Annotated in this window: 1 pseudogene; it reads right to left on the minus strand. The window is 66.0% G+C overall.

The window, feature by feature from the left end:
* A pseudogene (locus tag ACV22V_RS32715) lies at window positions 1–253 on the minus strand (transporter); the annotation flags it as partial.

The raw sequence follows: 253 nt of genomic DNA on the forward strand, positions 1-253 counted from the left end.
GTTCTCCAGCGCCATCACCGTGTCGACCGCGTGCTTGATCTGACGCTGATCGTCGGCGCTGAGCTTGCCGTTCTCGTCGCGGCAGCAGGCGCCGACCAGGTCGTACAGATGCGCGCGATTGCGCTTCGTGTCGGGCAGGCCGAACGGCGCAAGGCCGGTCGGCTCGCCTTCGCGCAACGTGTAGTAGAGCGCGCCCATTTCCTCGAGGAAGATCCGCAGGCCCTGGTCGAGGTCGAGCGCGAAGATCTTCGGA

This window comes from Burkholderia sp. AW33-5, assembly GCF_053427615.1.